This is a genomic window from Pseudomonas sp. KU43P (assembly GCF_033095865.1).
Taxonomy (GTDB): domain Bacteria; phylum Pseudomonadota; class Gammaproteobacteria; order Pseudomonadales; family Pseudomonadaceae; genus Aquipseudomonas.
On sequence record NZ_AP019365.1, the window covers coordinates 923,490 to 944,920 of the forward strand.

18 protein-coding genes and 2 pseudogenes are annotated in these 21,431 nt (G+C 62.6%); 12 read left to right on the forward strand and 8 right to left on the reverse strand.

What is annotated here, in order from left to right; all coding sequences use genetic code 11:
- Nucleotides 1-59 precede the first annotated feature (59 nt).
- Both pta and KU43P_RS04205 read right to left on the reverse strand, forming a co-directional pair.
- On the reverse strand, nucleotides 60-2,147 hold the full coding sequence (pta, locus tag KU43P_RS04200; protein ID WP_317661185.1) for a phosphate acetyltransferase: 2,088 nt from the start codon (nucleotides 2,145-2,147) through the stop codon (nucleotides 60-62).
- A 29-nt stretch (nucleotides 2,148-2,176) separates the two neighbouring features.
- Nucleotides 2,177-2,464, reverse strand: coding sequence for a DUF3565 domain-containing protein (locus KU43P_RS04205; RefSeq protein ID WP_317661186.1), 288 nt, complete (start codon nucleotides 2,462-2,464; stop codon nucleotides 2,177-2,179).
- A gap of 13 nt (nucleotides 2,465-2,477) precedes the next feature.
- On the opposite strand from KU43P_RS04205, the gene KU43P_RS04210 reads away from it, so the two are divergent.
- The 3 genes from KU43P_RS04210 to KU43P_RS04220 all read left to right on the forward strand — a co-directional run bounded on the left by KU43P_RS04210 (nucleotide 2,478) and on the right by KU43P_RS04220 (nucleotide 4,823).
- Nucleotides 2,478-2,963 (forward strand): peptidylprolyl isomerase, encoded by a 486-nt coding sequence (locus tag KU43P_RS04210; RefSeq protein WP_317661187.1) that lies wholly within the window; start codon nucleotides 2,478-2,480, stop codon nucleotides 2,961-2,963.
- Nucleotides 2,964-3,107: 144 nt separating this feature from the next.
- Nucleotides 3,108-3,590: a glutathione peroxidase gene (locus KU43P_RS04215; RefSeq protein ID WP_317661188.1), complete on the forward strand. Its 483-nt coding sequence runs from the start codon at nucleotides 3,108-3,110 to the stop codon at nucleotides 3,588-3,590.
- 129 nt (nucleotides 3,591-3,719) lie between these two features.
- A complete protein-coding gene (locus KU43P_RS04220) occupies nucleotides 3,720-4,823 on the forward strand; it encodes an NADH:flavin oxidoreductase (protein ID WP_317661189.1) in 1,104 nt (367 codons plus the stop codon).
- On the opposite strand, the gene KU43P_RS04225 is transcribed toward KU43P_RS04220, so the two are convergent.
- Nucleotides 4,792-6,006 (reverse strand): glycosyltransferase family 4 protein, encoded by a 1,215-nt coding sequence (locus KU43P_RS04225; RefSeq protein ID WP_317661190.1) that lies wholly within the window; start codon nucleotides 6,004-6,006, stop codon nucleotides 4,792-4,794. The two genes, KU43P_RS04220 and KU43P_RS04225, sit on opposite strands and share 32 nt — an antisense overlap.
- Nucleotides 6,007-6,184: 178 nt before the next feature.
- Between KU43P_RS04225 and KU43P_RS04230 the strand changes: the two genes are divergently transcribed.
- A complete protein-coding gene (locus KU43P_RS04230) occupies nucleotides 6,185-7,501 on the forward strand; it encodes a methyl-accepting chemotaxis protein (protein ID WP_317661191.1) in 1,317 nt (438 codons plus the stop codon).
- Between the two features lie 42 nt (nucleotides 7,502-7,543).
- Here KU43P_RS04230 and KU43P_RS04235 read toward each other — a convergent pair whose 3' ends face one another.
- A complete protein-coding gene (locus KU43P_RS04235; RefSeq protein ID WP_317661192.1) occupies nucleotides 7,544-7,930 on the reverse strand; it encodes a hypothetical protein in 387 nt (128 codons plus the stop codon).
- 307 nt (nucleotides 7,931-8,237) lie between these two features.
- Between KU43P_RS04235 and KU43P_RS04240 the strand changes: the two are divergent.
- Nucleotides 8,238-9,584 (forward strand): annotated as a pseudogene (locus KU43P_RS04240) (DUF6861 domain-containing protein).
- Between the two features lie 15 nt (nucleotides 9,585-9,599).
- On the forward strand, nucleotides 9,600-10,217 hold the full coding sequence (locus KU43P_RS04245) for a GAD-like domain-containing protein (RefSeq protein WP_317661193.1): 618 nt from the start codon (nucleotides 9,600-9,602) through the stop codon (nucleotides 10,215-10,217).
- 44 nt (nucleotides 10,218-10,261) lie between these two features.
- Here the strand turns inward: KU43P_RS04245 and cysZ are convergent, their stop codons facing one another.
- On the reverse strand, nucleotides 10,262-10,990 hold the full coding sequence (cysZ, locus tag KU43P_RS04250; protein ID WP_317661194.1) for a sulfate transporter CysZ: 729 nt from the start codon (nucleotides 10,988-10,990) through the stop codon (nucleotides 10,262-10,264).
- Between the two features lie 331 nt (nucleotides 10,991-11,321).
- Between cysZ and trxB the strand changes: the two genes are divergently transcribed.
- Nucleotides 11,322-12,284 carry a thioredoxin-disulfide reductase gene (trxB, locus tag KU43P_RS04255; protein ID WP_008097075.1) on the forward strand — a complete coding sequence of 321 codons (963 nt, stop codon included), beginning with the start codon at nucleotides 11,322-11,324 and terminating at the stop codon, nucleotides 12,282-12,284.
- A gap of 158 nt (nucleotides 12,285-12,442) precedes the next feature.
- On the opposite strand, the gene nadC is transcribed toward trxB, so the two are convergent.
- Nucleotides 12,443-13,291: a carboxylating nicotinate-nucleotide diphosphorylase gene (nadC, locus tag KU43P_RS04260; RefSeq protein ID WP_317661195.1), complete on the reverse strand. Its 849-nt coding sequence runs from the start codon at nucleotides 13,289-13,291 to the stop codon at nucleotides 12,443-12,445.
- A gap of 240 nt (nucleotides 13,292-13,531) precedes the next feature.
- On the opposite strand from nadC, the gene KU43P_RS04265 reads away from it, so the two are divergent.
- The 5 genes and pseudogenes from KU43P_RS04265 to KU43P_RS26965 all read left to right on the forward strand — a co-directional run bounded on the left by KU43P_RS04265 (nucleotide 13,532) and on the right by KU43P_RS26965 (nucleotide 19,315).
- On the forward strand, nucleotides 13,532-15,688 hold the full coding sequence (locus KU43P_RS04265) for a DUF1631 domain-containing protein (protein ID WP_317661196.1): 2,157 nt from the start codon (nucleotides 13,532-13,534) through the stop codon (nucleotides 15,686-15,688).
- A gap of 99 nt (nucleotides 15,689-15,787) precedes the next feature.
- Nucleotides 15,788-16,360: a 1,6-anhydro-N-acetylmuramyl-L-alanine amidase AmpD gene (gene ampD, locus KU43P_RS04270; RefSeq protein ID WP_317661197.1), complete on the forward strand. Its 573-nt coding sequence runs from the start codon at nucleotides 15,788-15,790 to the stop codon at nucleotides 16,358-16,360.
- On the forward strand, nucleotides 16,357-17,187 hold the full coding sequence (ampE, locus tag KU43P_RS04275) for a regulatory signaling modulator protein AmpE (protein ID WP_317661198.1): 831 nt from the start codon (nucleotides 16,357-16,359) through the stop codon (nucleotides 17,185-17,187). Before ampD ends, ampE begins: the two co-directional genes overlap by 4 nt.
- A gap of 1,066 nt (nucleotides 17,188-18,253) precedes the next feature.
- Nucleotides 18,254-18,457, forward strand: a pseudogene (locus KU43P_RS26960) (HAMP domain-containing protein); the annotation flags it as partial.
- A 153-nt stretch (nucleotides 18,458-18,610) separates the two neighbouring features.
- Complete coding sequence (locus KU43P_RS26965; RefSeq protein WP_411567246.1) at nucleotides 18,611-19,315, forward strand: methyl-accepting chemotaxis protein; 705 nt, start codon at nucleotides 18,611-18,613, stop codon at nucleotides 19,313-19,315.
- 114 nt (nucleotides 19,316-19,429) lie between these two features.
- Here KU43P_RS26965 and KU43P_RS04285 read toward each other — a convergent pair whose 3' ends face one another.
- Entirely contained in the window at nucleotides 19,430-20,206 is a 777-nt protein-coding gene (locus KU43P_RS04285; protein ID WP_317661200.1) for a TatD family hydrolase, read from the reverse strand.
- Between the two features lie 2 nt (nucleotides 20,207-20,208).
- Nucleotides 20,209-21,204 (reverse strand): catabolite repressor/activator, encoded by a 996-nt coding sequence (gene cra / locus KU43P_RS04290; RefSeq protein WP_317661201.1) that lies wholly within the window; start codon nucleotides 21,202-21,204, stop codon nucleotides 20,209-20,211.
- Nucleotides 21,205-21,431: the final 227 nt, after the last annotated feature.

Genomic DNA, 21,431 nt, shown 5'->3' on the forward strand with positions numbered 1-21,431 from the left:
GCTTGGCGACCCTATTGCCGGCAGGCCGGCTCCCACACGGACTTTTTGGGAGCCGGCTGTCAGCGTACTTCGCTGGCCTGAATCGCCGTCAGGGCGATGGTATGCACGATATCGTCCACCTGCGCCCCTCGCGGCAGGTCGTTCACCGGCTTGCGCAAGCCCTGCAGCATCGGCCCCAGGCTGACCCCATCGGTACTGCGCTGCACCGCTTTGTGGGTGGTGTTGCCAGTGTTCAGGTCGGGGAACACGAACACCGTCGCGCGCCCGGCCACCGGGCTTTGTGGTGCCAACTGGCGGGCAATTTCCGGGTTGGCGGCAGCGTCGTACTGCAGCGGCCCATCGATCAGCAAGCCATGGTCCGTGGTTTGCGCCAGGCGCGTGGCTTCGCGCACTTTCTCCACTTCCTCGTCACTTGCCGAATCGCTCGAGTAGCTGATCATCGCCACCCGTGGCGCGATGCCGAAGGCTTGTGCCGATTCGGCGCTCTGCCGGGCGATTTCCGCCAGTTCGCCGGCGCTGGGGTGCGGGTTCATCACACAATCGCCGTACACCAGCACCTGCTCGGGGAACAGCATGAAGTACACCGACGACACCAGGCTGGCGCCCGGCGCGGTCTTGATCAATTGCAGGGCAGGGCGGATGGTGTTGGCGGTGGAGTGGACCAGGCCAGACACCAACCCGTCGACTTCATCCAGCGCCAGCATCATGGTGCCGATCACCACCGGGTCTTCAAGCTGTTGCTCGGCCATGGGTGCGTTGAGGTTCTTGCTCTTGCGAAGTTCGACCATCGGCTCGACATAGCGCCCGCGAATCAGCTCCGGGTCGAGCACTTCCAGGTCGGCGGGCAGGGTTATGCCCTGAGCCCGGGCCACGGCCTCGACCTCCTCGGGTTTTGCCAGCAGCACGCAGCGAGCGATGCCACGTGCCTGGCAGATCGCGGCAGCCTGCACCAGCAAAGGTTCGGCACCTTCGGGCAGGACGATGCGCTTGTTGGCCTGCTGCGCGCGCTGGATCAGCTGATAGCGGAACACCGCCGGCGACAGGCGTAGCTCGCGCGGTGTGCCACAGCGCTGGTGCAGCCAGGCGGCATCGAGGTGGCTGGCGACGAAGTCGGTGATGAATTCGGCGCGTTCGCGGTCATCCACCGGGATCTCACGGTTCAGTGAGTTGAGCTGGTTGGCTGTGTCATAGGAGCCGGTGCTGACCGACAGGATCGGCAACCCGGCCTGCAAGGCGCCTCGACACAGGCCAAGAATGCGCGCATCGGGCTTGCTGTCGCTGGTCAGCAGCAGGCCGGCCAACGGCACGCCATTGATCGCTGCCAGGCTCACGGCAAGGATGATGTCGTCGCGATCGCCTGGGGTCACCACCAGGGTGCCCGGCGTGAGCAGCGGCACGGTATTGGCCACGGTGCGTGCACAGATGATGATCTTGTTCATGCGCCGTTGTTCGTAGTCACCGGCATTGAGCACCTGGGCACCGAGCAGATCGGCCACATCACGGGTGCGCGGCGCGTTCAGCTCGGGCTGGTAGGGGATGCAGCCGAGCAGGCGGAAGTCGTTGCCGCGCAGCAGCGGCGAATGTTCGCGCAGACGGGTGGCGAAGTCGGCCATGCTTTCGTCGGTGCGTACCTTGTTGAGGATCACCCCGAGCACCTTCGGATCGCGCGGGCCGCCGAACAGCTGGGCCTGCAGCTCAACGCGCCCGGACAGCTCGCTGAGCACTTCGTTTTCCGGTGCCGATACCAGGATCACCTCGGCATCCAGGCTCTTGGCCAGGTGCAGGTTGACCCGTGCCGCATAGCTGGCGTGGCGGGTGGGCACCATGCCTTCGACCACCACCACGTCATTGCCGATGCAGGCCTGCTGGTAGAGGCGGATGATTGCCTCCAGCAGTTCGTCGAGCTGGCCATCGCCGAGCATGCGTTCGACCTGGGCCAGGCTCAGGGGCATCGGCGGTTTAATGCCGTGGGTACGGGCGACCAGCTCGGTGGAGCGTTCCGGGCCGGTGTCGCCAGGGTGCGGCTGGGCGATAGGCTTGAAGAAGCCGACCTTGAGCCCGGCGCGCTCCAGGGTGCGCACCAGGCCCAGGCTGATGGAAGTCAGGCCGACACCAAAGTCGGTCGGCGCGATGAAAAATGTCTGCATGTGCTTCTCGAAATAAGCGTCGCAAGGAGTCAACGGCCAAGGGTAGCGCTATCGGCCCCTTGTGCACACCAGCCACAGGCGAAAGCCTGGCCGATGCGTTGCGCGCGTTGCGCCGGGTCGAGCACCCACGGGCGTGCCTGCCAAGGCGGCTGGTGACGCAGATGCTGGGTGTGGCCGCAGGACAGCTCGACCACCCAGTGGCCGTCTTCGTCCTGATGGAAACCCGTGATCCGACTGATGGGTCGCCCCTCGTCCGAGGTGCGTTCGCAATCAGGCGATGCCTTGGTTACACTTGTGCGTTCTACATACTTATGCAAAAGGTCTTACCCCATGCTGATCGCCGCCAACAAGGCTGTCTCCATCGACTATACCCTGACCAACGACGCCGGGGAGGTGATTGACAGCTCCTCCGGCGGTGCACCGCTGGTATACCTGCACGGTGCCGCCAACATCATCCCAGGCCTGGAAAAAGCCCTGGAAGGCAAGCAGGCCGGTGACGAACTGGAAGTTGCCATCGAGCCGGAAGAGGCTTACGGCGAGTACCTGGCCGAGCTGGTCAGCACCCTGAACCGCAGCCTGTTCGAAGGCGTGGACGAGCTGGAAGTGGGCATGCAGTTCCACGCCTCGGCGCCGGACGGCCAGATGCAGATCGTCACCATCCGCGACATCGACGGCGACGACGTCACCGTTGACGGCAACCACCCACTGGCTGGCCAGCGCCTGAACTTCAAGGTCAAGGTCGTCGACGTGCGTGATGCCAGCGAAGAAGAAATCGCTCACCGCCACATCCATGGCGAAGGTGGCCATCACCACTGATTTTCTGCGCTAAGCTCAGAAAGTCGCCAGGCGCTCGGACAAGCCGGCTCGTCTCCCCGAGGGAGGTGCGCGGCTTGGATGAGCGCCTTTTTAGTGGGCGCGATTCGCCCTTGCGGCAACCGGGAACCTGAGAGGGGATTCAACATGAGTGCATTCCACGACCTGACATTGAAGGCGCTGAACGGCGAGGATCTGCCCCTGGCACCGTACAAGGGCCAAGTGGTGCTGGTGGTCAATGTCGCCTCCAAGTGTGGCCTGACGCCGCAGTACGCATCGCTGGAAAAGCTCTATCAGCAGTTCAAGGGCAAAGGTTTCAGTGTGCTTGGCCTGCCCTGCAACCAGTTCGCGGGCCAGGAACCGGGCAGCGAAAAAGAGATTCAGGATTTCTGCAGCCTCAACTATGGGGTGAACTTCCCGCTGGGCGCCAAGCTCGAGGTCAACGGGCCGCAGCGCCATTCGCTGTACCGATTGCTGGCGGGCGAGGGCGCTGAATTTCCAGGTGACATCAGCTGGAACTTCGAGAAGTTCCTGGTGGGCAAGGACGGGCGGGTGCTGGCGCGGTTTGCCCCGCGTACTGCGCCGGATGATCCTGTGGTGGTGCAGGCCATCGAGAAGGCCTTGGGCTGAATACCCGTGGGCGCTTTGCGCCCATTCGTCCCCGGCGATATACCAGAATCACTCAAATCAATAATGCTGGGCTCAGCTTCCCGCTGCCCCTAACCTCAGGCGCATTTCCTCCCCCAGACGGAAACGCCCATGTCCACCAATCCCCTGTTCCAACCTTTCACCCTCGGCGCACTCGAGCTGCCGACCCGCGTCGTCATGGCGCCGATGACCCGTACCTTCTGCCCGGGTGGTGTGCCCCACGCGGGCGTGGTCGAGTACTACCGTCGCCGCGCCGCTGCCGGCGTGGGCCTGATCATTACCGAAGGCACCACCGTTGAGCACAAGGCCGCCAACGGCTATCCGAACGTCCCGCGCTTCCACGGCGAGGACGCCCTGGCAGGCTGGAAGCAGGTGGTCGATGCGGTACATGCCGAAGGCGGGCGTATCGTCCCGCAGCTCTGGCATGTGGGTGCAGTGCGTCGCCTGGGCACCGAGCCCGACGCCAGCGTGCCGGGCTATGGGCCGAGCGAGAAGGTCAAGGATGGCCAGGTAGTGGTCCAGGGCATGAGCCACGACGATATCCGTGAAGTGATTGCAGCTTTCGCCCAGGCAGCCCGTGATGCCCAGGCCATTGGCATGGACGGCGTGGAGATTCACGGCGCCCATGGCTACCTGATCGACCAGTTCTTCTGGGCGGCGAGCAACCGCCGTGACGATGAGTACGGCGCCGACCAGGCGAGCCGTTCGCGCTTTGCCATCGAGCTGATCCAGGCGGTGCGAGCCGCAGTAGGGCCGGATTTCCCGATCATCTTCCGTTTCTCGCAATGGAAGCAGCAGGACTACAGCGCACGCCTGGTGGAAACGCCAGAGGCCTTGGCCGCGTTCCTCAAGCCGCTGGCAGACGCGGGTGTGGATATCTTCCACTGCTCCACCCGCCGTTTCTGGGAGCCTGAATTCGAAGGCTCGGCACTCAACCTGGCCGGCTGGACCCGCCAACTGACCGGCAAACCAACCATCACCGTGGGCAGTGTGGGCCTCGATGGCGAGTTCCTGCAGTTCATGGTCGACACCGACAAGGTGGCCAAGCCGGCCAGCCTGGAAGGCCTGTTGCGCCGCCTGGAGGATCAGGAGTTCGACCTGGTGGCGGTGGGCCGTGCGCTGCTGGTGGACGCCGAATGGGCGCAGAAAGTGCGCCAGGGCCGCGAAGACGATGTGCTGCCCTTCAGCCGCGAGGCGCTGTCGACCCTGGCTTGATGGCCATGGCAGTGTCTGCCACCCGGTCGCTTGCCGGCTGGGTACGGCAGGCACTGCTCAGGTGCATTTCAAACTGCTCGACGATGGCCGGCCAGCCCTGACGGCTGGCGTGCTGGCGAGCGTTGAGGCGAACCCTGCGCAAGGTTTCGTTTTCTTCCAGCAGCCAGCAGGCCGCATCTATGAACGCCACCTGGTCGCCGGGCATGGCCAGGGCGCCGCTGTGGCCATGGCGGATGTGCTGAGCCGCCGCGGCCTCGTCATAGGCCACCACTGCCAAGCCTGAGGCCATCGCTTCGAGCACCACGTTGCCGAAGGTTTCGGTCAGGCTCGGGAACAGGAACAGGTCGCCGCTGGCATAGTGTTCGGCCAGTGTCTCACCCCGCTGGACACCACAGAAAACCGCCTCTGGCAGTTGTTGTTGCAGCGCGGCCTTTTGCGGGCCATCGCCCACAACGATCAACCTCAAGCGTTGCTGTGGATAAGTTTTCTGCAGCGCTGCCAGGCAGGGGCGCAACAGCGCCAGGTTCTTTTCCGCGGCCAGACGCCCGACATGCAGCACGGCAATATCATCCGTCCCGAGCCCCCAGGCTTCACGCAACGCCTGGCTGCGCCTGGCCGGGTTGAACAGGCCGGCATCGACACCACGCGCCATCAGGGCCAGGCGCTCGAAGCCGCGTCGCTCCAGTTCCAGGCGTTGGCTGGCACTGGGCACCAGCGTGGCAGCGGTGCGCCGGTGGAACCAGCGCAGGTAGTGGGTAAGCAGGCGTGCCAGCAGGCCAAGGCCATACTGGCCGGAATACTGCGGGAAATTGGTGTGGAAGCCGCTGACTACCGCCACCCCCAGTCGCCGCGCCGCGCGCAGAGCGCTGAGCCCCAGCGGGCCTTCGGTGGCGATATACAGCACGTCTGGGCGTTGCGTGCGCCAGCGCCGCAGCAAGCTGTGCATCGACACTTCGCCCCACTGCAAGCCGGGGTAACCGGGCAGTGCCCAGCCGCGACACAGCAGCAGGTACGGGTCGTTATCCACAGGTGCTTCACCTGCTTGGCGCGGACGCACGATTTCTACGTGATGGCCCCGCTGGCGCAACCCATCGCTCAGGCGGCCGAGGGTATTGGCCACCCCGTTGATTTCGGGTGGGAAGGTCTCGCTGACTAGGGTAATGCGTAGGGCAGGTGTATTCATGACAAAAAGTTTCCGCCCAATGCGTTGCGCGCATGTGACGGCCTTGTGACGCGCAGATGACGCCTGATGTCTGGCCGTTTCAGCCGGGTGAATATTTGCTTGCGGGGTGCTCAAGAACTGCCGGTCGGCGGCCGATTAAGATGCATTCGATCAGCTGATGCGCTCCGGGAGAGCGGTAATGTTCAACAGCAAGCTCAAGAAAGAAATCCAGCAACTGCGCGAGGACCTGTGGTCTGTCGAACAGGTCAAGTGCAGCCTGGACAGCGAAATGCTGGTGCTGCAACTCGACCCCCACGGGCGCATCGAGGAGGTCAACGGCAATTTCGAGAAAGAGATGCTGTACCGTGCCGAGCAACTGATCGGGCGTAACATCGAAGAGATCGTGCCCGGGCACGTGAAGAAGCTCGACTTCTATCAGCGCATGAAAAGCGCCATCAGCCGTGGTGAACACCTCAACGGCGCTTTTCGCCTGCTGCGTGGCAATGGCGAGGAAGCCTGGCTGCGCTCGATTTTGCAGCCGGTGAAGACCAGCGACGGGCGGATCAAGCACTTTTCCATGCATTCCAGTGACCTGACTCGCACCATCGAGACCTCACGCGAGCACGAGAGCCTGATCAAGGCGTTGATGCGCTCTACCGCCGTGATCGAATTCAACCTCGAGGGGCAGGTGTTGACCGCCAACGACCGATTCCTGCAAACGGTGGGCTACAGCCTCGAGCAGGTGCGCGGCAAACATCACCGTATGTTCTGCGAGCCGGAGGAGGCCAACTCGACGGCTTACCAGGCGTTCTGGGACAAGCTGCGCCGTGGCGAATACGTGGCCGACCGGTTCAAGCGCGTCGACGCACATGGACGCACGATATGGCTTGAGGCGTCCTACAACCCGATCTTCGACGCCCACGACGTACTGTACAAAGTGGTCAAGTTCGCCACCGTCATCACCGAACAGGTCCACCAGGAACAGGCCGTGGCCCAGGCCGCGGACATTGCCTATAACACCTCCCTGGAAACCGACAGCAGTGCGCGCAAGGCCACTGATGTGGTGACTCAGACCGTAGAAGTGATGCGTGGCCTGGAGGGCTCCATGCAGGATGCTGCCGAAGGCATCCAGGCCCTGGACAAACAGTCGAAGGTGATCGGCGCAATCATCAAGACCATCAGCGACATCGCCGGCCAGACTAACCTGCTGGCGCTCAATGCTGCCATCGAGGCCGCCCGCGCCGGTGAACAGGGCCGTGGTTTTGCCGTGGTTGCCGACGAAGTGCGCCAGCTGGCGTCACGTACCAGCAGTGCTACTGAAGAAATCGCCAAGGTGGTGCAGCAGAACGAGCAGTTGGCCCAGGCCGCGGTCGACATCATCGACACCAGCAAGCGCCAGGCCGAACAGGGGCTGGCGCTGGCGGCGGATACCGGTGGGGTGATCGTCGAGATTCAGGAAGGGGCGAAGAAGGTGGTGGAAGCGGTGGGGCAGTTTTCCAGCCAGCTGAGTCACTGAGTCTGAGTTGGGGCCGCGAGGCGGCCCGCTTGTATAGGCAGATCAGTCGTCTAGTTCAATCTGCTTGATATGTTTGTACACGACCATGAGGGCTTCATCGATGATCTGCATTTCAATGTTGATGTGCAGGTCTTCACTGGTTACGCCCCTAGCTCCGAAAAGGCCACCATGGGCCCTGACGGACGGAGGTTCACTGTCCACCACGGCCTCGGTCAACAGCTCCACCAGCGATTTGGAGTAGTTGACCACACCGTCATCGCTCCAGGTGGTGAAGAAAATCTGATCGAAGGGTTCCTGTACGTTTCTGTCTTCAAGAATCTCGCGTAGGCGCCACTTCACCCGGTGCTCGGCGATCACGGTACCTTGAAGATGATCAGGGATACCTGCCAGTTCAATGAAGTCCTTGGTCTTTACGTCGTAGAATTCCATCTTCCGTCTCCTGGTACGGGCCACAGGATTGCGGCCTGGCCCGCATTTGAGACTCAACTTAGCGGCGCTTGGCGGTACAGGGTTGTCACGCGCGCTCCCACTCGGTACAGGCGCTGGCGCATGCGAAGGATACCGATGGGGTGATTGTCGAAATTCAGGAAAGACTGAAGAGGTAGCTGCTGGCCTATTGGAGGCAAGTAGCCCTTATTTGAAGAAATTTGGGAATTTTCCTACAAGGTTCGCGGAAATTTCTTTGCTTGATATGTGATGTGATTTCCCCCTGCACGCGATGTCAGGGAGACACCTCATGTATCTGGATTACCTCGTGCCCTCTTGGCTCGAGATCGAATCACGCGTCACCGATCAGATGGGCTATCAGGGAGGCGCCCATTTTCGCACTTCGCTCAATGAGGAAGTCGCTTCGCTGGGCCTCAACCTGCGCCGCGTGGGCAGCGTGCGCAAAGCCTTCTACCACGCCCAATGGCAAGCCGAGCATCTGCTGCGGCAACGCTTTGCCGAGCTCGACATCAACAGCATCGTCAATGAGCTGATCAACGTTGTGCAGCAGATGGCGATGATCGTCGCCGGCAGCGCCATCACCGGAGGCTTGCTGGGGGCGGGCATCGGCGCCTTCGGCGGCGGGGCTGGCGCCATCCCGCTTGGCGCGGCGGGCGCGGCGATGGGGCTCAAGGTCAGCGGCTGGATCCTCGGGGTGCTGGGGCTGTCGTCCATTGCCGAGTTCTTCATCGAGGGTTTGCCACGGATTGGCGAGTATTACCTCGATGGCATTCGCATCGCCTGGGAAGGGACGCGTGGCAACGAAGGGTTGAGCCCGTTCAGCCAGGACGATCCGGACGCGATTTCCCGCGCGGCACACCACATCGCTTAGGGCCATGTGGAAGTCGTGGTGCTGCTGTTGGGAGCGATCGTTTCGTACCTCACCCGCGGGCGCGGCGATGCCCGGGTGCTGGCGCAGGAGATGGCGGCCAGCAGCAAGGGGGCACGGCTGGGGCAGTGGATGCTCAAGCATGAGGAGGAGTTGAAGAAACGGCCGGACTTGTAGGTGCCGGAGCGGCGTAAGGGAGCGATAGATGATGCGCAGCCTGTGCAGCCAACTCGGCATTCGGAAAAGGGCAAGGAGCCTTCAAAGGGCAAGCCCGGTAGCATGCCGTTGCATACGGTGCCGTGTTTCAAGGCGGACAAATTGCCAACCTTCAAGCATGCCGAATTTGAGCGTCAGTTAAAGGGACAGCAGGATGGCTTGAACCGCTTAACCATCAAAGAATTTCTTGAAAATATCGACAGCCCTGTAAAACGTAATCCAGCCATCGCACGTCGGGAGCGGAAGAGGTTTCAAATGAAACTACAAAAGAGGCTCCAGAAAGAACTTATGGGAAACATGGGGCCAGAGGAAGCAAAGAGACTATCTGCCGAGCAGGCAAAGGAAACGATGGCGTCACTTGCCGCACTGCACAACCCTGACCTGATCGCTGGGGGGCGGGATGCAATTTCGGATTTTGGAGACAGGCAAGTAAACTCAACAATTGGGCCCCAGTGGAAAGCGAAGATTCAAGGCCTGAAGAGAGCTGCACAACGTGCTTCGCAACCCGGGGATACGTCTGCGCTCCTGAATGTAAGATTGCACAAATGCTAATTTGGAAGATTTTATATGGATGAGATATTTTCGATTTTCATTAAAGAGGTGGGGGTGCCTGTTTATAGGCAAGAGGTACCACCCTCAAGTCTCGACTATTACAGAGACAAGCTACCAGAGCAACTCTTGAAGTACTGGGTGGAGCATGGGTGGTGCGGGTATGGTGACGGCATATTCTGGACCGTGAACCCCAGAGAGTATGAAGGCGTCGTGGAGGCTTGGATTGAAGGAAGCGCTCTAGAGGCGCGAGATAAGTATCATTTGATTGCGCGTAGCGCTTTTGGCGATCTTTATCTATGGGGAGAAAACAGCGGCTTCTCTGTTACGATTGATAGCCTTGTTTCTCGTTACTCGGGGGAGGATGTAGACTTCAGTCTTGGAGGGATGGACAGAGAAGTGGAGAACTTTTTCTTGTCTGTTGATAAAGAGTCCAACGATTTTGGTGATCTTTTCGAGCCTGCCAAAAAGAAGCTCGGGCAACTGAAGTTTGATGAAATGTATGGGTTTGTTCCAGCCTTGGCGTTGGGCGGTCCGGTGGCCCTGGCTAATGTCGAAAAAGTTAAGGCAGTAGAGCATTTGATTTTGCTCTCTCAAATTTCCCCCCTTGAACCCTACAGCTTTTCCGACTTCTAGACCTGTGTGCCGTAAAACGGGGCTGTATGACAGCCCCTCATCTATCAGTTCCGCTCCCGCACCCAGAACAACGTAGCCCCCGCCACCGCAGCCGGCATCATCAGCACGTTCACGCCCGGGATCATCAGCGCCAGGTAGGTGATGCCGCCAAAGCCCAGCGACTGCCAGCGCTTCTGGCGCAGCCAGGCGAGCATGTCCTGCCAGCTCATCTTGTTGTTGTCCGCCGGGTAGTCGATGTACTGGATGGCCATCATCCACACGCCAAAGATCAGCCACAGCGGCGCGGCGATCACGTTGACCACCGGGATGAACGACAAGATGAACAGGCCGATGGCGCGTGGCAGGAAGTAGCCGAGCTTGCGCATCTCGCGACCGAAGGTGCGGGGCACCATGGCAACCAGCTCGCCCCAGCTGAAGGCGGGGAAGTTGTCTTCGCCGCGCACCACCACTTCGACCTTTTCTGCCAGAAAGCCGTTGAACGGTGCGGCGATGATGTTGGCCACCAGGGTGAAGGTGAAGAACACCATCAGCACCAGCAAGGCGACGAACAGCGGCCAGAGGATATAGCTGAGGAAGCTCAGCCAGCTCGGCAGGGTCGGCATCAGGGCATCGAGCCACAGGCTGAACTGGTGCCCGGCGAAGTACACCATACCGCCGAACAGCAGCAGGTTGATTGCCAGGGGCAGCAGCACGAACAATCGCAGGTTGGGGCTCAGCACCAGTTTCAGGCCTTCGCGCAGGTATTGGGGGCCAGAGAGGACAGGGGCTTGCATCGAGACGCTCCGCAGAGAAGGGAAAACGCGCTGACCTTACCGAGTTTGTGCCGCCGACGAAAGGCAGGTGACCATGAAGAAACCACCTGTAACAAATGCCATAGAGCGGTTTCAACCCGATGAAATCCTCATATAGAGGATGCCTATGAGGTGGATTGTCGAAGGATATTTCCTTAATCTCTGCCACCTCGCTACAGTGCGCTCAATTTCCGCTTTCTGGACCTGCGCGTTGTAGCCTTCCCCAAGTGCTGCGTGGGTCCTTTTTAATTTCTTGCTGGCGCAGCCGGTATTCCGATGCCGGCCCCTGCGGCCCGCTCGACAGGAGTTCGACATGTCTGAAGTACGTCATTCGCGCGTCATCATCCTCGGTTCCGGCCCTGCCGGTTACAGCGCCGCGGTCTACGCCGCCCGCGCCAACCTCAAGCCGCTGCTGATCACCGGCATGCAGGCTGGCGGCCAGCTGACCACCACCACCGAAGTCGACAACTGGCCGGGCGACCCCCACGGCCTGACCGGCCCGGCCCTGATGCAGCGGATGCAGGAACACGCCGAACGCTTCGAGACCGAGATCGTCTTCGACCACATCAACGCCGTCGACCTGGCCAACAAGCCGTACACCCTGCAAGGTGACAGCGGCAAATACACCTGCGATGCGCTGATCATCGCCACCGGCGCCAGCGCACGTTACCTGGGCCTGCCGTCGGAAGAGGCGTTCATGGGCAAGGGTGTTTCCGCCTGCGCTACCTGTGACGGCTTCTTCTACCGCAACAAGCCGGTCGCCGTTGTCGGTGGCGGCAACACTGCCGTCGAAGAGGCGCTGTACCTGGCCAACATCGCCAGCAAGGTGACCCTGGTGCACCGTCGCGAAACCTTCCGCGCCGAGAAGATCCTGGTCGACAAGCTCAATGCCCGTGTCGCCGAAGGCAAGATCGAGCTCAAGCTCAACGCCACTCTGGACGAAGTGCTGGGTGACAACATGGGCGTGACCGGTGCGCGCTTGAAGAACAACGACGGCAGCAGCGACGAAATCAAGGTCGACGGCGTGTTCATCGCCATTGGCCACACCCCGAACACCTCGCTGTTCGAAGGCCAGCTGACCCTGAAGGACGGCTACCTGGTGGTCAACGGCGGACGTGAAGGCAACGCCACCGCCACCAACGTCGAAGGCGTGTTCGCCGCAGGTGACGTGGCTGACCACGTCTACCGTCAAGCCATCACCTCGGCAGGTGCCGGCTGCATGGCCGCGCTGGATGTAGAGCGCTACCTGGACGGCCTGGCCAACGCCTCGTTCTGACCTGATGGCGCCGGGGCCGCTTTGCAGCCCATCGCCGGCAAGCCGGCTCCCACAATAAAAGCCGCGTAAGCTCTTGTGGGAGCCGGCTTGCCGGCGACAGGGCCTTCGGCAACCTAAAAAAAACCGGCCAATCGGCCGGTTTTCTGCCTGCGATCAGCTCACAAGCTCAACCGCATCGACAGGTCCACAGCCTTCACATCCTTGGTCATGGCACCAATCGAGATGTAATCCACACCGGTCTCGGCAATCACCCGCAAGGTGCTCTCGTTCACCCCGCCACTGGCTTCGAGCTTGGCCTTGCCCGCCGTGATGCGCACCGCTTCACGCATTTCATCCAGGGTCAGCTCGTCGAGCATGATGATATTGGCCCCGGCAGCCAGCGCCTGGCGCAGCTCGTCCAGGCTTTCCACTTCGATTTCCACCGGCTTGCCTGGCGCGATGCGGTGCGCGGCTGTGACGGCCTCGGCCACGCCACCGCACGCGGCAATGTGGTTTTCCTTGATCAGGAAAGCATCGTAAAGACCGATGCGGTGATTGTGACAACCGCCGCAAGTGACCGCGTACTTCTGCGCCAGGCGCAGGCCGGGCAGGGTCTTGCGGGTGTCGAGCAAGCGCACCTGGGTGCCGTCGACCAGGTCGGCCAGCAAGCGTGCACGGGTGGCCACGCCAGACAGCATCTGCAGGAAGTTCAGTGCGCTGCGCTCGCCGCTGAGCAGCGAACGGGCCGGGCCTTCGAGGTGGAACAGCGCCTGGTTGGCGGTGGGGCGGTCACCGTCGGCCACCTGCCAGTGCACCGCTACGCGCGGGTCGAGCTGGCGGAACACGGCATCGACCCACGCGGTGCCGGCAATCACGCAGTCTTCACGGGTGATGATGGTGGCCTTGGCCAGGCGCTCGGCTGGGATCAGCTGCGCGGTGATGTCGCCACTGCCAATGTCCTCCAGCAGCGCGCGGCGCACGTTGGCTTCGATCTCGGCGGTCAGGTCGGCAAGGCGTAGGTTCGGCATGGTCGGCTCCACAAGCTAGGTGCCGGCGATTATAGGGCAGGGGGCCGGCGTGTACAGCGGCCTTGCGACTGACCTTTGGTCAGGCCGTGCGAGCATTTGCGCAAAATGCAGGTCTTTAACCGGCAAGCGAACTGGAGCTGGCAGCTGTCAGCATTTTTACCGATAATGGCGCCCAGTATTTGGCGTCATAGCTTTGACGATGCTTCGCCCCATCGCACATTACCCAGCAAGGAGTCCGGGATGCAGAAAGAAGGCAAGGTGGTGCCCTTGGCGGCCGCCATCGATCGAGGGGCACGCTGCACGCCCCTGCCTTGCCTCCCGGTGCTGCTTCTGCAGGTGCGTGACAAGGCTGCCCTGCAACTGCGCCAGGGCCTGCAGGCCTTGTTCGATAACGCCGACGATACCCTGTTCGAGATGGCCGACAAGGCACTCGACCGCTATGACCAGAATCTCTATTTCGAAGCCATGCGCGACTTGCGCCTGAAGCGCAAGAGTATCGAGCGGGGCTTTCTCGACAGCTTCTACGACACCTTCGCCCGCATCGGCCAGGTCGATCCGCTTGGCGAGACCGGCGCGCTGGGCAGCGCGCAACGGGAGCGTGAAGTTGCGGTCGAGGGGATGGTCGCACGCGTGCTGTCGCGTGATGGCCTTGCCCTCGAGCAACTGAGCCTGAGGTTGCACAGCCTGCTCGAACGGCCGCTGGGCGATCGGCAGAATCCGCTGGGGCCTGCCGCACTGTGCGGGTACTTTCTCGATGCCGGGCGCAACCTGGGCGTCGGCCTGCGGGTCAAGCTGGTCCTGCTGAAGCTGTTCGAGCGTTACGTGCTGCGTGATATCGATGTGCTCTATGGCGAGGCCAACCAATTGCTGGCCGCCGCCGGCGTGCTCCCCGAACTCGACCCGGCACCGCGCCGGCGAGCCGAAGATCGGCGCCATGGCGCGCGGCGCATCGCGGCCAGCCTGTCTGCCGATGAGGCCATTGGCACAGACAATGCCGGGCAGGCATTCATTGCCTCCATGCAGGTGCTGCTGGCGCCGTCGCGTGGGCGTATCGCGCCGCGCCTGCAAGCCAATGGCACAGCCCAGCCAATCAATACTGCCGACCTTCTGCGCCTGCTCTCGCACCTGCAGCGTTACGTGCCTGCAACGGCTGAAGAAGAGGACTTCGACCTTGGCCAGCAACTCGAGCAGTTGCTGCTCAGGGTCAGCGTGCGCAGCGGCACCCGTCGGCGAATCGACATCGCCGATGAAGACATGATCAACCTGGTTGGCCTGTTGTTCGACTATATCCACGACGATGACAACTTGCCCCCCAGCCTGCGCACGCTGCTCGCGCGCCTGCACATTCCGCTGCTCAAGGTGGCACTGATCGACAAAGGGCTGTTCAGCCGCGCCAGCCACCCGGCACGGCGTCTGCTCAACGAGATCGCTGCCGTGGCCATCGGCTGGGACACCGGCAGCGAAGGCCTGCGCGACAGCCTGCACGTGCGGGTAGAGCGTATCGTGCAACGCCTGCTCAACGATGTTTCCGAAGACCCTGCGTTGTTCGCCGAGCTGCTCGAGGACTTCCTGGCCTTCAGCAACGACGAGCGCCGGCGTAACGAACTGCTCGAACAACGCACCCGCGATGCCGAACAGGGGCGTGCCCGTGCCTTGCAGGCCCGCCAGCAGGTGCAGGAAGTGCTGAACCAGCGCCTGCACGGGCGTGTGCTGCCGCAGGTGGTCGTGCAGATGCTGGTGCAGTCCTGGAGCCAGGTGCTGCTGTTGGCCTTGCTGAAGCAGGGCGAGGCGTCCCGGGCCTGGCGCAATGCCTTGGCAACCATGGATACGCTACTGGCCAGCATCGCCCCGCACCCTGAACCGCAAACCCTGCTGCTGCAGGTGCCGGGCCTGCTCAAGGCGCTACGTGACGGACTGACAGGTGTGGCGCTGGATTCCACCACCACTCGTGATTTTTTCCTGCAACTGGAGCAACTGCACCTGCGGGCTTGCGTGGGCTCGCAATGGGCCGAGGGCAGTGCTGACCCGGCGCTGGACGAGGTGCGGGTGGCCGAGAAAATCGTTCTGGCCATTGCCGAAGAACCTGCGTGTGCGCCGCTGCGTACGCTCGACGGGCATGCCGCACAATTGCGCGCCGTGCGGCGGCTACGTATCGGCGCGTGGGTCGAAGTGCTTGACGATGGCGAGCCGCTGCGCTGCAAGCTGGTGGCGCGCATCGACAGCAATGAGCGCCTGGTGTTTGCTAACCGTACCGGCATGAAAGTCCGCGAATGGAATGCGACCGGCCTCGCCCAGGCCTTGCACCGGGGCGAAGTGCGCATGCTGGATGATGGGCTGCTGTTCGAACGGGCGCTGGAGGCAGTGCTCGACAGCTTGCGTCAGCAGCAGGTGCATTGAAGGCTGGCGCACCGCTGTCATTACAATGATTCACATGCAAAGCGCCGCCCGCGCAGGGCATACTGCCGTTCTGTAACGGCGCTTTTCAGGATCTGCCCCATGTTATTGGACCGTGCCACCGGCTGGTTCCACGGAACCGGAATCACCCACTGCCCCTCGCCGAATTTCAATGCCCGCCCCGAGGGCGAAGCGATTTCCCTGCTGGTGATCCACAACATCAGCCTGCCGCCCGCCTGCTTCGGCAGCGGCAAGGTCCAGGCCTTCTTCCAGAACCGCCTCGACCCTGATGAACATCCCTACTTCGCCAGCATCAGCCACCTGACCGTGTCGGCTCACCTGTTCGTCGAGCGCGACGGCGCTGTCACCCAGTTCGTATCCTTGCTCGAACGCGCCTGGCATGCCGGGGTCTCACGCTTCGACGGGCGCGAAGGCTGCAACGACTTTTCCATCGGTATCGAAATGGAAGGCACCGATGACCTGCCTTACACCGATGCCCAGTATGCCGTGCTGGCGCAATTGACCCGGCACATCCAGGCGGCCTGGCCGGTCATCGACCAGGGCCGCATTCAGGGCCACAGCGATATTGCCCCGCAGCGCAAGACCGACCCCGGTCCGGCATTCGATTGGCCGCGCTACCGGGCCGCCGTGAAGGACAACGAGGACAAGGCATGAGTTTTCTGGTGTTGGTGCTGGTGCTGTGGGTCGAGAAGTTCTCGGCACTGCGCCATCAGGTGCAACGGGATGGTTTCTTCCTGGGCGAGCTGGTACGTCTGGAGCGCAGTGGCAAGGTGCACCCATGGTGGACCCTGGCCATTCTGGTGCTGGCGCCGGTGGCGCTACTGGTACTGCTGCTGCACGTGCTGGACCCGGTTGCCTATGGTTTGCTGGCCTTGCCAGTGCACCTGCTGGTGCTGACCTACAGCCTGGGCCGTGGCGACTTCAGGGCGTCCCTGGGGCCGTTCCGCGATGCCTGGCGGCGGGGTGATGATCAGGCCGCGCTGCATGTGGCCGAGCGCGACCTGGGGCTTGCGGCCGATGAGCCGCACAGCTTGCTGGTGCGGGTGCAGGGCAACCTGTTGTGGCAGGCGTACCAGGGCTTTTTCGCGGTGATCTTCTGGTACTTCGTGCTAGGCCCTGGTGCGGCGCTGGCCTATCGCCTGCTGGCGCTGACGGCCGAACACAGCGGCCAGCCGGCGCTCAAGGCCCGTGCCGAGCAGTTGCGCCACGTGCTGGACTGGCTGCCGGTACGGGTGCTGGCCTTGAGCTTCGCCCTGGTGGGCAACTTCCTCGCGGTGACCCGGGTCATGCTGCACGAGGTGCTCAACTGGCATATCAGTGCGGCACATCTGGTGGCCAGGGTCGGACGGATTGCCGATGACATTCCCGAGCAGGAAGACAGCCAGCGCGGCCTGGGGCGGCTGGACAGCTTGTGGGAACTGCTGCTGCGCTGTGCCGTGTTGTGGTATGCGGGGTTCGCCCTGTGGACAGTACTGGTCTGAGCGTCTCGCACAGCGCCGGTTAACCTTAAGTTACAAACCTCCGATTCGATCTGCGCTATACAGGGTGGCCTAGTGCTACCCCTTGCAGAACAACAAGAATCCTTGGAGGTGCCCTGTGAAGCGTTCGCTCTACCCGGCCATTGCACTGATGAACCGGCTGAGCTTCGGCCAGAAGTTCAGCCTTGTCAGCGTCCTGTTTTTCCTGCCCATGCTGGCCACCAGCGCCTACCTGGTTCACGACGCGTATCGGCAATTTCATTTCACGCGCGCCGAGTTGCACGCCATAGGCCCGTTGAGCGGCAGCCTGGCCCTGCGCGGCGACCTGGAAACCCTCGGCAACCTGTTGCAGATCAATGCCATGCTTGGCCAGTCTGGCCAGGCCGGTGACCTGGAGTCGCGCATCGCGGCCTTGCAGGATAAGGTCCAGGCTCAGTTGCAGGCGCTCGCCGGTGAGCAAGCGGTACCCCAGGCCAAGCTCGAAGAGTTGGCAAATGTGTTTGCCAGCGCACGGGGTGAGAGCTCGTTGCAGAGCAAGGCCGCGCTGTTCGACAAGCTGCTGGCACAAGCCCAGATGCTGAGCAGGCAGATTGCCAGCCAATCGGGGTTGAGCCAGGACCGCCAGGCCTCGCTGCGGCAGTTGAGCGAACTGATTGGCGTCGCCACGGCGCAAGTCACCCAAGGTCTGGGTGAAGGCCGCGCGCTGGGCGCTGTCGCCCTGGGCCGAGGTTTCATCGACTCCTCCGGCAGTGCCCGCTTCGAAGATCTCTTGCAACGCCTGGAGCGGCTGGCTGCCGACTATGCGCTGCGGCTGGATGACGCCTTGGCGGGCGATGCGGCTGCCAAGGCAAGCCTGGCGCAAGCAGCGCAGGTCAGCAAGGCAATCGTGAAGCAAGCGGCTGCCCTGTTCGAGGACCATGTGGTGATGGCCGAAACCCTGGATGCACCCTGGGCGGTCTTCTACCAGCAGGTGAGCGATCTGATGGCCCGGACCTACCAGCTGAACGACGCTGTGATGGGGCATATGCAGGTGCAGTTGCAACAGCGCCTTGGCGAGCAGCGCGGGTGGATGATTGCGCTGGTCGCCGTGCTGGCGGGCGTCTTTGCGTTGATCGTGTACCTCTACGGTGGTTTCTACGTGTCGATCCGAGCGACCCTGCGCAACTTGGGCTGTGCCATGGAAAAGGTGGCAGCCGGTGACATGACGGTCAGTTTCCAGGCCCATAGCCGTGATGAACTGGGTGATCTGGGCCGTGACTTCACTGAAACCGTGCAGCGTATCCGCGGCCTGATTGACCAGGTCGGGCGCACCGTGGTGGCCGTCGAAGAGCAGGCCGGGCAGGTTCTGGCGGTCTCGACGCGGAGCAACCAGGCAGTCAGCGGTCAGCGCGAACAGATCGAGCAGGTGGCCACGGCCATGAACCAGATGAGCGCTACCGTTCAGGAAGTGGCGCGCAGCGCGGCATTGGCTGCCGACGGTGCGCAGCAGGTGAACCATGAGAGCGCCAATGGCCGTAGCCTGGTGCAAAGCCAGCAAGGCAGCATTGGCCGACTCGCCAGTGAAATCGACCAGACAGTGTTGGCGATCAACCAACTGGCAACTGACAGCCAGACGATCGGCCAGGTGCTTGAAGTGATCCGCAGCATTGCCGAGCAGACCAACCTGCTGGCCCTCAACGCTGCCATCGAGGCGGCGCGGGCCGGTGAGCAGGGCCGAGGGTTCGCCGTGGTTGCCGACGAGGTACGTACCTTGGCACGGCGTACCCAGGATTCCACGGCGCAGATCGCGCAGATGATCCAGCGCTTGCAGGACGGGGTTGGGGCGGCGGTGCGGGCCATGGGCAGCAGCCACCAGATGGCGGCGGTGACGGTGGATGAAGCGCGCCAGGTGCAACAGGCGTTGGGTAATATCCTGGGTGCGGTGGGGGGCATCGTCGAGCAGAACCAGCAGATTGCGGCAGCGGTCGAGCAACAGACGGCGGTGGCCCATGACATCGACCGCAATATCGTGGCGATCAATCGGGCGGCCCACGACACTACCCAGGGGGCCTGTCAAACCGAGGATGCCAGCCGGGCACTGTCTCAACAGGTGCTGGAATTGAAGCGGGTGATCGGCGCATTCACGGTCTAGGCCAGGTCAGTGCTGGCCCTATCGCCGGCAAGCCGGCTCCCACAGCTACAGCACAAACTCCGAAAACGCTGCAGCCCCCCTGTGGCAGCCGGCTTGCCGGCGATAGGGCCGGTACTACCAGCCAAACACTTCGCAGGCATTCTTGCTGCTGGCCTCAGCCAAGGCCTGCCGCTCGATGCCCATCAACTCGGCCAGCGCCCCGGCAATCTCCGGCAAATGCTCCGGGCTGTTGCGCTGCCCGGCAAACATCACGGGCGCCATGTCCGGCGAGTCTGTTTCCAGCACAATGCTTTCGAGCGGCAACCGAGCGATGGTCTTGCGCAACCGCAAGGCCTGCGGCCAGGTCGCCGCGCCGCCCAGCCCAAGCCGAAACCCCAGCTTGATGTACTCGCGCGCCTCTTCGTAACTGCCGGCGAATGCATGGATAACCCCCGCCCGCGCTGGTTTGTAGCGCTTGAGCGTGGCGATCACCCGGGCATGGCTGCGGCGCACGTGTAGCAGCGCCGGTAACGCGAAGTCGCAGGCCATCTGCAATTGCGCTTCGAACAAGGTCTGCTGGCGGTCCTTGTCCAGGTCTTCAAGGAAGTAGTCCAGGCCGAACTCACCCACGGCGCACAACCTGTGGTCGCCATGCAGGCGCTCCAGCCATTCGCGCAACTGCACCAGGTGCTCGGGGCGATGCTGCTCCAGGTACACCGGATGCAACCCCAGCGCCGCATGCACGCAGGGTTCGGCGCAGGCCAGATCCCAGACCCGCTGGAAATTGGCCTGATACACCCCCAGCACCACCATCTGCTCCACCCCCCGCGCCGCCGCGTTGGCCAGCAGGCGCGGGCGGTCGGCGTCGAAATCGGGGAAGTCCAGGTGGGTGTGGGTGTCGATCAGGCGCATGTTCAGCCCGCTGCGATGCGTTGCTTGAAGGTGCGGCCAATGGCGTGCACGCCGGGCTCGTAGCGTTTGTCCTCGATCGCGGCCAATGCCAGTTCCAGTGCTGTGGCGGCGATCAGGCCATGTTGCTGGGCCATGGCATTGACCGGCAGCGGCAGGAAGTCGAGCAGCTGATTGTCACCGAAGGTGCCCAGTTGCAACTGACGCGAATCGGCCGGGCGCGCCTGCAGGGTGTCGAACACGCCTTGCAGCAGCACATAGGAGGTGGTCACCAGGGCATCCGGCAGCCCGCCCAGTTCGTCGATCAGTTGCTGCATCAGGCGCTGGCCGCATTCACGGCTGAAGGCTTCGCCCTGGTAGCGCCGCACGTCACCGGAAAAACCTTGCAGTGCCTCGTCGAAACCACCGGCGCGGGCCTGGCTGACCGACAGTTCGGGGCGTGCGCCGATCAGGGCGATGCTGTGTGGGGCAGTGGACAGCAGGCTGTCGGCGAGCTGGCGGCTGGCATCGCGATCATCACTGATGACCGAGCAGAAGTGTGCCGGGTCCAGGCGCCGGTCGATGGCGATCACCGGTAGGCCTTTGTCTTGAAGCTCGCGGTAGCTGTCGTCTTCTGGCGGCAGGCAGCTGGCAACGAACAGCGCATCGCAGCGTCGGGCACGGAACAGTTGCTGCAGTTGGCGCTCGCTGTCTGGCTGGTCGTCGCTGCTGGCAATCAGCAACTGGTAACCACGGGCGCGGGCGCCTTGTTCCAGTTGTTTGGCGATGCGGGCGTAGCTGGGGTTCTCCAGATCCGGGAGAATGAAGCCCAGGGTCCGGGTGTGCCGACTACGCAGGCCGGCGGCCTGCGGATTGGGGGTGAAGCCGTGGGCCTCGACCACCGCGCGCACGCGCTCGACAGTGCTGTTGCTGATGCGCTGCTGTTCGGCCTTGCCATTGATGACGTAACTGGCTGTGGTCACGGACACACCGGCCAGACGGGCGATATCGCTGAGTTTCACCGAATTTTCCTTGTTATTACCGGGGCTGGTCGTGGGGCAGGACCGGTTAGTTTGACCCGCTCAGGCTGCCACGCGCAGACGACCATTGTCGCAATTGTCCGACAGGATGGGGCTTTTTCCCCGGAAGATTATCGAGTAACGTGGCCGCTTGGTCAGGTTAAACGTTTCAGCTAGCTATTTTTCTGCCGCGGCTACCGCCCATGCGGGGCTGTTGAACTGGCTGAAAT

Coding starts and splice junctions, on each gene's coding strand:
- pta (WP_317661185.1), bottom strand. CDS start 2,147: ATGCAGACATTTTTCATCGCGCCGACCGACTTTGGTGTCGGCCTGACT.
- KU43P_RS04210 (WP_317661187.1), top strand. CDS start 2,478: ATGCTGATCGCCGCCAACAAGGCTGTCTCCATCGACTATACCCTGACC.
- KU43P_RS04215 (WP_317661188.1), top strand. CDS start 3,108: ATGAGTGCATTCCACGACCTGACATTGAAGGCGCTGAACGGCGAGGAT.
- KU43P_RS04220 (WP_317661189.1), top strand. CDS start 3,720: ATGTCCACCAATCCCCTGTTCCAACCTTTCACCCTCGGCGCACTCGAG.
- KU43P_RS04225 (WP_317661190.1), bottom strand. CDS start 6,006: ATGAATACACCTGCCCTACGCATTACCCTAGTCAGCGAGACCTTCCCA.
- KU43P_RS04230 (WP_317661191.1), top strand. CDS start 6,185: ATGTTCAACAGCAAGCTCAAGAAAGAAATCCAGCAACTGCGCGAGGAC.
- KU43P_RS04235 (WP_317661192.1), bottom strand. CDS start 7,930: ATGGAATTCTACGACGTAAAGACCAAGGACTTCATTGAACTGGCAGGT.
- KU43P_RS04245 (WP_317661193.1), top strand. CDS start 9,600: ATGGATGAGATATTTTCGATTTTCATTAAAGAGGTGGGGGTGCCTGTT.
- cysZ (WP_317661194.1), bottom strand. CDS start 10,990: ATGCAAGCCCCTGTCCTCTCTGGCCCCCAATACCTGCGCGAAGGCCTG.
- trxB (WP_008097075.1), top strand. CDS start 11,322: ATGTCTGAAGTACGTCATTCGCGCGTCATCATCCTCGGTTCCGGCCCT.
- nadC (WP_317661195.1), bottom strand. CDS start 13,291: ATGCCGAACCTACGCCTTGCCGACCTGACCGCCGAGATCGAAGCCAAC.
- KU43P_RS04265 (WP_317661196.1), top strand. CDS start 13,532: ATGCAGAAAGAAGGCAAGGTGGTGCCCTTGGCGGCCGCCATCGATCGA.
- ampD (WP_317661197.1), top strand. CDS start 15,788: ATGTTATTGGACCGTGCCACCGGCTGGTTCCACGGAACCGGAATCACC.
- ampE (WP_317661198.1), top strand. CDS start 16,357: ATGAGTTTTCTGGTGTTGGTGCTGGTGCTGTGGGTCGAGAAGTTCTCG.
- KU43P_RS26965 (WP_411567246.1), top strand. CDS start 18,611: ATGAGCGCTACCGTTCAGGAAGTGGCGCGCAGCGCGGCATTGGCTGCC.
- KU43P_RS04285 (WP_317661200.1), bottom strand. CDS start 20,206: ATGCGCCTGATCGACACCCACACCCACCTGGACTTCCCCGATTTCGAC.